The 10,123-nt window shown below is 47.1% G+C and carries 7 protein-coding genes; 3 read left to right on the forward strand and 4 right to left on the reverse strand.

Annotated elements, in window-relative coordinates; all coding sequences use genetic code 11:
- Window positions 1-19: 19 nt before the first annotated feature.
- Window positions 20-1,288: a hypothetical protein gene (locus Pan241w_RS21345; protein ID WP_145219745.1), complete on the reverse strand. Its 1,269-nt coding sequence runs from the start codon at window positions 1,286-1,288 to the stop codon at window positions 20-22.
- 471 nt (window positions 1,289-1,759) lie between these two features.
- On the opposite strand from Pan241w_RS21345, the gene Pan241w_RS21350 reads away from it, so the two are divergent.
- Both Pan241w_RS21350 and Pan241w_RS21355 read left to right on the forward strand, forming a co-directional pair.
- Window positions 1,760-5,461, forward strand: a complete 3,702-nt coding sequence (locus Pan241w_RS21350; RefSeq protein WP_232107225.1) for a [protein-PII] uridylyltransferase family protein — start codon at window positions 1,760-1,762, stop codon at window positions 5,459-5,461.
- A gap of 280 nt (window positions 5,462-5,741) precedes the next feature.
- Window positions 5,742-6,047, forward strand: a complete 306-nt coding sequence (locus Pan241w_RS21355; protein WP_198000065.1) for a hypothetical protein — start codon at window positions 5,742-5,744, stop codon at window positions 6,045-6,047.
- Window positions 6,048-6,138: 91 nt separating this feature from the next.
- Here the strand turns inward: Pan241w_RS21355 and Pan241w_RS21360 are convergent, their stop codons facing one another.
- Window positions 6,139-7,464 (reverse strand): sulfatase family protein, encoded by a 1,326-nt coding sequence (locus Pan241w_RS21360; protein WP_198000066.1) that lies wholly within the window; start codon window positions 7,462-7,464, stop codon window positions 6,139-6,141.
- A 569-nt stretch (window positions 7,465-8,033) separates the two neighbouring features.
- Between Pan241w_RS21360 and Pan241w_RS21365 the strand changes: the two genes are divergently transcribed.
- Window positions 8,034-8,402 (forward strand): hypothetical protein, encoded by a 369-nt coding sequence (locus Pan241w_RS21365; RefSeq protein ID WP_145219747.1) that lies wholly within the window; start codon window positions 8,034-8,036, stop codon window positions 8,400-8,402.
- 68 nt (window positions 8,403-8,470) lie between these two features.
- Here the strand turns inward: Pan241w_RS21365 and Pan241w_RS21370 are convergent, their stop codons facing one another.
- Together Pan241w_RS21370 and Pan241w_RS21375 are read right to left on the reverse strand one after the other, a co-directional pair.
- A complete protein-coding gene (locus Pan241w_RS21370; protein WP_145219749.1) occupies window positions 8,471-9,220 on the reverse strand; it encodes an endonuclease/exonuclease/phosphatase family protein in 750 nt (249 codons plus the stop codon).
- A 13-nt stretch (window positions 9,221-9,233) separates the two neighbouring features.
- Entirely contained in the window at window positions 9,234-10,019 is a 786-nt protein-coding gene (locus tag Pan241w_RS21375; RefSeq protein WP_145219751.1) for a hypothetical protein, read from the reverse strand.
- Window positions 10,020-10,123: the final 104 nt, after the last annotated feature.

Below are 10,123 nucleotides of genomic sequence, written 5' to 3' on the forward strand. Positions count from 1 at the left end.
TCGAGGTCATTTTTTCGGATCAGGAAGTCCCCACAATCCCGGAAATATCTATCAAATGCAATTGCCGGCCTTCGTTTTTGTGTGGGCTGTCGATACACACATAACGCGCATCGGGGCTGAATCGAGGATGCGTATCGACTCGCCATTCACCGGTATAGACCTTTGGCGAATGAAAGTGTCCCAGATCAATTCGTTTGCCTGATGCGACATGATACAGGTGAGGCGTCTGAATCCGCTCTTTACCTTTGGGATAGGTATCATTCAAGATCCACTCATTGCCGGGCAGATAGGTTAAGTGTCCGCCACCGTCGAGCACCCCTTTCCCGACTTCGTTCAGTTTTGCCCCCGTCTCATCACGGACTAGAAAATCGCCCCATGATCGACTGTCGGGAGTCGCTTTAGATTGAGTCAGAATGTGCTCTGGATCCCGCCAGATAAAATGAGAAACGAAACCATTATCAACCACAACACGCACATCACTTCCATCCGGTTTGGCAGTGATCATCCGTGACAGCCGTTTTCCATTGGGATACTGCCAGCGATGTAATGTAATGAATCGAGATCCATCCGGACTGAACAGCAGATGGTTAAAATAATGCTTGATGTCTTTTTGCTGTTTGGGAATCGTGCCTGTTTTGGAAATTTCGTCCAATGAAAGAATCATCGTCGATTTTCCCGTTTCGAGATCGACCCGGAATATCCCGGAATCTTTCGGCGCCAGATCCTTAAAATTAGGATCCGGAAATCCGGGATAGCCATAACCAGGACGTACATCCTGAATCCGTCGAAAATCAGGTGTGACCGCCGTCTTACCATCGGGGCTGACCGAATAAATCGGCGAAGGAACCGTACGGCCTTTGCCGGTTTTCACATCCAGAATCCGGCTGACAAACTGACCGTCTTCCCGATCGTTCCAGATAATGGTTGAATCGGTTCCGGGCATCCATTGCAGCATACATCCCTGCTGCCAGTTCCAGGCGGAAGACTCACCCAACTCAATCCAGCGATCATTGTCCTTGAGATCGACCATGCCCACTTTGATCACATCATCTGCCCGGGGTGAACGATGTTCAAACGCCACTTCCATACCGAGCACATATCGACTGGTCGGATCAAATTGCAACTTGTCGTAATATCCAAACCAGTGGTGCCGCGGCCCTTTGGTGATGACCCGCATCGGAGGAAACTTCTCTCCGGCTGCAAACGTGGAACCGGCCACAGCAGCTGCCCCCACTCCACACAATGTTTGTGCCAAAAATTCGCGACGACTGAATTGAAGATGTTCCATGGTTTTCTTTTCTCAATTAAGCTCAAATCTGGATCTTGTTAAGCAACTCACGAAGCTTCTGCTTCTCATTTCAAGCGTAGAATAGTGCGATGCGAAAATCAACCAGAAACCAGAGAGACGCCGCAAACAGACCGTTTTCAGCCATACACGTAAAGAAGTCTACCGAGAGGAACGTTTCTGATTCCGGGAACACCTACTGTGTTCTGCTTGATTTTTACGCTTATGTAAATAAAAAAAATGGACCACCTCGCCGATTTCACTCTAAATTCAGGTTTACAGTAGCTTCTTTTGAATCTCATTCTGTCTATAATACAACAGCACATATCGCTACACTTTCGTAAGCTGCATTCATGGAATAAGAGGTAACTTGCTGAAATCCCTGGCCGTTAAATTCTCTCTCATTCGAATGTTCCGTTATCAACTTGAATCCTGAACTCCCAGGCACCTCCACTGTCAGGTTCCGCCAATCTTATGAACAAACCCGTCATGCACAATAATGTTGCAAAATTACTTGATCCAGCTGTCCCTATTACGGATGAAGACATTCAGTTGTTACTTTCTCAGATTGGTTTCACTGATCAGGAACGTGCCCTGATCCGATTCCGGGAATTGTGCACCACACCTCACGTGCGTGAAGAACTCACACAGATCTTGCCCACGCTATTACAGGCACTCACCGATGCCGCCACTCCTGATGGATCACTCATCAATTTTGAACGCTTTATGCACAGTGTCTCACAACCGGAAGAGATGTTGAGCTTTCTCACACATAATCCCCGCGCGGTGGAAATTCTGGTCAGATTATTTGTCGGCAGTCAGTTCTTGACAGAAATTCTGTTAAAAAATCCGGATTACCTGGAACGACTGACCCGCTACAATCGGATTGCAGAGTTCAAAAGCCAGCAGCAGTTTTTCTCGGAAGCAATGGCAGCCACACGCCAGGAATCCAAGACGACTGCAGAAAAGTTCGACATCTTACGCCGTTTCCAGCGCTGGGAGCTGCTCAGAATTGGGGCCTGTGATACGTTCGGCCTGATGGACCTCAAAAATATCACAGTCCAACTTTCGCTCCTTGCTGACGGGCTTGTTCAAACCTGCCTGACCATTCTCGCGGAAGAGATGGAACTACCGCTTGACGATTTTGCTGTCCTCGCGTTTGGAAAACTGGGAGGTGAAGAGTTGAACTACAGCTCTGACATCGACCTCGTATTTATCGCCGGAGACAATTCGACACAATATTGGCAATTGGGGCAGCGGCTCATTAAATCATTAATGGAGTCTACGTCGGAAGGTTTCCTGTATCGTGTGGATATGCGATTGCGTCCCTGGGGCCGATCAGGAGCGCTCGTAACAACCGTTGACGCATATGTAGATTATTTTGCCAAACATGGACGCCTGTGGGAAAAACAGGCCATGCTGAAAGCCCGCGTGATTGCCGGCAACCAGAAACTGGGAGTCGAATTCTTTCGCCGGATTGAACCACAGATTTTTAACTGTGATCCGGAAGAAGTCCGAAAAAATGTTCTGGAGATGAAGCAGCGCATCGAAACAACACTCAAAAAAAAGGGCAAAGACTGGGGCGAAGTCAAATCGGGCAAAGGCTCAATCCGCGATGTCGAATTCACCACGCAGTACCTGCAAATGGCCAATGGTGCACAGTATTCCGCCATCCGCAGTATCAATACACTTGATGGTCTCGTCAGGTTAGTTGACCACGGTCTGATTCAAGCTGATGAATACCAGCATTTAACCAGCGGCTATGTCTTTTTTCGAAAAATTGAACACGCTCTACAATTGATGCACTACAACCAGGAACACCATATGCCGACCGATGAACGGGAACTGGCATACCTGGCACGGCGGCTCGATTTCCCGGACGGAAACCAGTTAGTCCAATACTACGAACAACATCGCAAGGCCGTCAGAAATATATTTAAAAAGTACATTCACGCCCCATCCGAGCAGAATGACACAGACCAGACGGCTGACTCGGAACAGGAAAGTCACCTGCTCGGGATGATGGCTGCATCTTACTCTAAAGTGTTTAACGAATCTGAAATCGAAAAACACAGTCAGATGGCCAAAAAACTGGGCGACTCCAACATTGTCGAACTCGTAACAGAAAAAATTCCCGATAACCAGTTGCGGCTCACCATGGTCGGCTTCGATCAGACCGGAGACTTATCGTTAATCTGCGGTTTACTGTTTGTCTATGGCTTTGATATTCAAAAAGGGCACCTGTTTACGAACCAGAAAGTCAAACCTGCCAGCTCGTCCCGGAGCCGTTCTTCCCAAACCGGGGAGAACTCAAAAAGCACGCGGAAGTTTGTGATTGTGCTTGATGTGAAATCGCCAGAAGAACTGATACTCCCCACGATCTGGACAGATTACAAAGCCGACTTAACAGAACTGCTGAGTAAAGTCGCGACAGGAAAAATTCAGGAAGCCGTCGGCGAATTGGCCAAACGCGTCGCGGCAGCCCTGCGTGATCTGTCTCAGGCCAGTCAGGTACTGTATCCGGTCGAAATTGAACTCGATAATGAAACCGACAGCAGACACACCATTCTGCGCATTGAATCCGAAGACACCATCGGCTTCTTATATGAACTGACCAACGCCCTCTCCATGAGCGGCATTGATATCGCACGCATGGTCATCGATTCAGAAGGAAATAAAGCCAGAGACGTCCTGTATGTGACGGATGATAAAGGCGAAAAAATCAGTTCTGAAGAACAACAACAGGGCTTGAGGGCGGCCGTTGTGCTCATCAAGCATTTTACCCACCTGCTGCCTCGCTCCCCCAATCCGGAAGCAGCGTTGCTGCATTTTCGTGAATTTCTCGAACATCTGTTTAAACAGCCCAACTGGGTGGAAGAAATTTCTTCCCTCGAACGCACGAGTGTGCTCAGCGCGCTGGCCAGACTGCTCGGCGTGAGCGATTTCCTCTGGGAAGACTTCTTGCGTTTGCAGCACTCCAATCTCTTTCCTGTGGTGACCAATGTCGAAGAACTGAAACATCGAATTTCGTTCGAAGAGCTCAAAACTGAACTCGCCCGTGATCTAGCACAGGCATCTTCGTTCGAAGAACAACAGGAAAAGTTGAATGCCTTTAAAGACCGGGAAATGTTACGTACAGATATGCGTCACATCCTTGGACACATTTCCGAATTCGGTCAATTCTCGGAAGAACTGACAGACGTCGCAGAAGTTGTTGTCCAGGGCGCTTATGAAATCTGTAATCAACAACTCGAAGAACGCTATGGCGTTCCCCATCTCGAATCAGACGGTCCCTGTCGTTTATCGATTTGCGCTTTAGGGAAATGTGGAGGCCGCGAGCTCGGCTTTGCTTCCGATATCGAGTTGATGTTTATCTATGAAGGCACAGGTCAGACGACAGGCCCGGAAGTCATTACGAATAATGAATACTACCTGAAACTGGTCGAAAGATTCACTAAGATGATTAAGACCCGCAGCGAGGGAATTTTCCAAATCGATTTGCGGCTTCGCCCTTACGGGCAGGCTGGAAGTCTGGCTGTTTCAGCAGAAGCGTTCCAAAGTTACTTTTCCCATGAAGGAGCGGCCTGGCCTTATGAACGTCAGGCCTTAGTAAAATTGCGCCCCATCGCAGCAGATGACGGATTTGGAAACGACATCGTCAGAATGCGCGATGATATTATTTATTCCGGGAAACCATTCGACGTCGCAGCCATGCTGGCCATGCGGGAAAAACAGATCCAGCAGTTGGTAAAAGGAGGCACGATCAATGCCAAACTCGGCGATGGAGGACTCGTTGACTGTGAATATATTATTCAAGGGCTGCAAATCACCTATGGTCACCGCAATCCCATGCTGCGAACGACTAACACACTCGAAGGAATTTGCGCCTTAAAAGAACTGGGCTTGATCAGCCCCGTTGATTTTCAAAATTTACGAAACGCTTATATCTTCCTCAGACGTTTAATTGACGCCCTGCGAATGGTTCGTGGCAATGCCAAAGACTTAACCGTCCCTCCTCAGGACCAGGAAGAATTTGAATTTCTCGCGCGGAGACTGGGCTACGGTTCGCATACGGAAAAATTGCAGAATGAAATTACGTCTACAATGGAATGTGTTCGCGACTTCGGCCGCTTATTGGATCCCATTAAAGCGCTAACCATTCGCACAAATGGCTGATTCCATCGCTCCTGCCGGAAACACATTTCGCCCGCTCTTAAAGTCATACTTGCGGTTTCTGCCGATCCAGGCCCCATTTCTATACTCATTTTGATGACATTTTTATCAGTTTGATCTCATTTTTCCAGGACGTCTTATAAACAAGATAATCAGTAAACCTTACCTGACAATAAACTTACGTTATTCTCCCTCTAATTGGCATAATCGATGCTCTTTACACTTCCTTAGAAGCGGTCGAAAAATGAAGACCATTTGGTAATTTCTTTTAAGGAACAGAAAGATGAAAAAATTATTGATCGTTTGCGTCGCGGTAGCAGGGTTGGCATTCGTCGGAAATACTTCCACAGCCGAAGCGGGGGGATTCAGAGTCAACGTCAACCTGGGAAATGGTTACGGGTACTATGGTGGACGCCGATACCGGAGTTACAATTACACACCGCAATATTATGGAAGACGCCATTCATTCTGGCATGACACCAGCCACTATGATTATCATCCCGGCCAATTCTATCGACATGGTAATCATTTTCACTATCAGCCAGGGCACTATGATTACCACCAGACAGGACACTGGGATCACCATTAATCTCAACGATCCTGTTCTTTAAAAGTGGCTCGATCAACCAGAGCGGGACTGATTTGGTCCTGCTCTGGTGATCAATTAATAGCACTTGATCCTATTTGGCAGTCGCGTCCCACCAGGCCTCGGTCAGATTCCGCAGCTGCTTCAACTGAGCAGGATTTTTAGCAGCCATATTTGTTCGTTCGAACGGATCTTGAGAAAGATCAAACAGCTCGGCTTTCTCTCCAGTCAGACGCAGCCCGGGGAAAATGGCTTTCCACTTGCCTTCTATGCACCAACGGTATTTCAAACTGGAAGACGGGTCGTCGATATCAATCATATCATGTTCATAGATGTCACCGAAAATCGCCTTACGCTCTGTTTTGCCCCCCTGCTTAATCACTTCGAGCAGATTGATACCTTCCATTGCTTTCGTCGGCTTTAAACCGACGGCATTCAACAGAGTTGGCGCCAGGTCAATACTGCTGACCAGAGTGTCATATTCTGCCGGCTTAATTTTATCAGGCCAGCGAATCATAATCGGAGTGCGGACACCACCGTCATAGGGACTACGCTTGGATTTGGGAGCGTAACGAAAACGACGTTTCATCTTTTTTCGTTCCTGATCGTTCGCTGGGACATATTGAATCCAGCCATTATCAGTCACATATACCACAATTGTGTTTTTAGAAAGATCTTTTTTATCCAGGTAGTCTAACAGTTGGCCGCAGGTCTCATCGAACCATTCGCACATTGCATAGTAATACGACAATTCAATTGGCAGCTCTTGGCTGCGATATTTATCCAATAGTCGCTTGGGTGGATTGTGAGGCGTATGAGGCAGAAACGGAGCATACCACACGAAGAACGGATCTTGCCCACAATCATCCAGGAATTGATAAACGGGGGCCATCCCTTCACGTCCCACTTTCAGCCCCAGGTCTCCATGTCGGCCTCCCCGTTTGGGATCACCGTGTGTCATCGCCGATGTAAATCCGGCATTCGTGGGATTGCCTTCCCACCATTTGCCAGACTGGAAACTTTGATAGCCCAACTTGCCCAGCATCGTTGGCAGGCAATCCACGCTGCGTACATGCTTTAACAATTTCTGCCGATCCATTCCCTTCGGGGGATCATTGCCCGTAATTTTATGCTGGCACGGATACAGTCCCGTAATCATCGTCATCAAACTGGGGCGGCACAAACTGGTTGGAACGTACCCGCGTTTAAAAACAGCACTTTCAGAAGCCAGCTTATCCAGTTGGGGTGTCTTAATATGTTCATGGCCCATAAAACCATAATCATTCCAAGACTGGTCATCTGAGATAATCATCACGATATTCGGTCGGCTGGTCTTGGAATCGGCCTGCACAATACTCCGCGAAGTAAAGAGGCACAGTACCACGATCAAAACAGGAAACAACTTTCTTAATGCACTCACATTGAACTCCTCTAATCGAAAGCGCGATCACATAGGGAATCTGGGATATTATTAACGATCATGATAAAGGAAGCGGCGTTTGAAGCGTCAAACATCATCCGATGGGAAAAATTCACGCCGAATTATTTTGAAAAAATTCTTTAAAACGCCCAACGACCAACCTTATAATAACGTACTGAATTGCAGAGAAAATATATACACACAAAAGCATGTTCTAGCTATCCTACCAACTACTTCACTAAGATCAACACCCAAAACGACTTACAACCTGATTAGTCCTGACTCCCCAAGAAATACTGTACGGATTCCTGCCAATCAAAGTTTGATCAATTTTATGGTTTGAGAAAACTGTTTTTTCAAATGTATCATTCTTGATTCGAGTCGCTTGGAGGCGTTGACAGCACTGAAACTGATAATTCTAATGTAGAGGTAACAACAAGAGCTTAGTGATTAACAAATTGAGTTTTTGTGATACGGGGCAACCACTTACTGATTTTTTCAGGTTGGCTCTAACCTGATTTTCAGAAGATTCGATGTCACTTACTTTTTAGAAGAATACGAGGAATTTTATGCGGAAACTTATGAACGTGAAAACAGCACTACTGTTTGGCCTGGCAATCGCCGGTCTTTCTCTAATCAGCTCTGTCAAAGAAGTTGAGGCACGCCCTAACTTTAAAAAGATCTGGGCTGAAACCTATCCTGATTCCAAAATGCTGGTCGCCAAAAAATGCGGCGTCTGCCATCCTGGAAAAACCAAAAAAGAGAAAAACGACTACGCCAAAGCAGTCGGTAAAGGTCTGGGAAAACGGAAGCAGACGGATAAGAAAATCATCATCAAAGCATTGAAAGATGCGGAAAGCATGCCTAGCCCAGTGGAAGGCAAAACATTCGGTGATTTCATCAAAGCTGATGAGCAACCACCTTCAAAAGCTGAATAATCGTGAATCGCTCCCGTAGAGCTTAGCGGGGTGCGAAAACAGCATAATTCAAGCAGAGCACTGATTTTTCAGTGCTCTGCTTTTTTCATGAAGTCACGCGCGTGCTCATTTAAATGAAAGTCAATCACCAGCGGTAAATGGTCAGACGCTTCCCTCGACATTTTCGAGCGAGACAACTTCGCATGTCTGATACCTATTTCACCCCGAACAAATGCTTTATCCAAAGTACCAACGGGCATATATGCAGGAAACGACCGAAACTTTGAGGGAGGATGGGTAACTTCTTCAAATTCATGCTCAGAAAACGTCCCCTTCGCCAGGGTATTCCTCCAGTCATTTGTATCCCCGACAATCAGCACCGGATGCCCATTTCCTTCTTGAAACAGGCGATGTGTCAGCAAGTGATCAATTTGCCAATGCCGTTCCCGTTCTGCCAGTCCCAAATGGAAGTTGACTAATTGAAATGGCCCTTCCGGGGAATCCACAACAACAATCTGGGCACCACGGGCTTTGCGCCATTTGTTCGTCAGAGAAATCTGATGCTGTGACAGAAACGGCCAACGAGACAGGATCAAGTTTCCATAGCCGCCCGTCTTCAATTTCACATTCAACTGGTACAGAGATTCCTGCATATTGAAATATTCAGCAAAGATTTTGGGCTGATTATTAAATCGGGACCGTTTTACATTTCGATCCACTTCATGCAGGCAGACAATATCTGGGTTTTCCGACTCAATTACGCTGATCACGCGTTCCAACCGATAACGCCGATCCCGTCCGCCAATCCCTTTGTGAATATTATAGCTTAGTAGTCGCATGATCGATTCGCTTCTACTCTCCTGCGAACATGGAGGGGGTGACCTTGATCACGCCCAGATCATTATTACCGGCTGTAATTTTAAGCTTTATCCGCCCTCGTTTCCACTCATCTTTCGCAACCAGATAGCCTGCTTTTTCATGCCAGAGCTGAAATTCCCAGTTGCCCACAGGTAGATTCTCAATCTTAAATTGCCCTGTCTCGTTCGAGGTCGAAAAATAGGGATGATTCAGGGCAACCAGCCAGCCTTCTTGCCAGGGATGTATGCTGCAACTCATTCGTAGTGGAAGTTTCTCTCCATATTCAAACTGATGCTGCAGCTTTGCCTCCGGAGGCAGCAACTGGTTTAGACTATTGTTCCGGTAGGCTTTAACCTGAAACCCATGGGCGCACAGGTCCCGATTCACCGCCTGTAATTTTTGCTTTTTGACCCAGAGCCCCGCAACATGAGGCTGGAAAATACATCCTTTATTCTGAATCGTCACTTCAGCAGGCAATTCCTGATAACTCGGATGAATCCGGGAGGCATTCAGCTTCGATTCACGCAGATAAACAAAGACATTCTTGAGGCCACCGTTTTTCCCAACGACGAGCGACTCATCCACAATCTGGTCGCTGAATTTGCCGCAGATTTCCTGATCCCGACTGATGTCAAGTTTGACGGGCTGCGAAGGCGTTCCGGTATAAAGAAACTGCCCTGTCAGCGTCCCCCATTCTGCAGCCTGTAGAGGTTGTACCAGAAATAGAACCAGACTCAGCACTAGCAGATATGGCTTAAAACCAATTTGATGTCGTTCCAAGGTTCAGTTCTCCCGATTGGATGAAACAAAATATTCAAAGGCTGGCTATGGCGTCATACAAGCCCGCAGAACAGGCTTCTGTATGTATCTTACCGCTCAACGAC

The organism is Gimesia alba (genome assembly GCF_007744675.1).
Taxonomy (GTDB): Bacteria; Planctomycetota; Planctomycetia; order Planctomycetales; family Planctomycetaceae; genus Gimesia; species Gimesia alba.

Bases quoted from the DNA above. Each gene is read 5' to 3' on its own strand.
- Pan241w_RS21355 (WP_198000065.1), top strand. From the start codon at position 5,742: ATGAAAAAATTATTGATCGTTTGCGTCGCGGTAGCAGGGTTGGCATTC.
- Pan241w_RS21370 (WP_145219749.1), bottom strand. From the start codon at position 9,220: ATGCGACTACTAAGCTATAATATTCACAAAGGGATTGGCGGACGGGAT.
- Pan241w_RS21365 (WP_145219747.1), top strand. From the start codon at position 8,034: ATGCGGAAACTTATGAACGTGAAAACAGCACTACTGTTTGGCCTGGCA.
- Pan241w_RS21350 (WP_232107225.1), top strand. From the start codon at position 1,760: ATGAACAAACCCGTCATGCACAATAATGTTGCAAAATTACTTGATCCA.
- Pan241w_RS21345 (WP_145219745.1), bottom strand. From the start codon at position 1,288: ATGGAACATCTTCAATTCAGTCGTCGCGAATTTTTGGCACAAACATTG.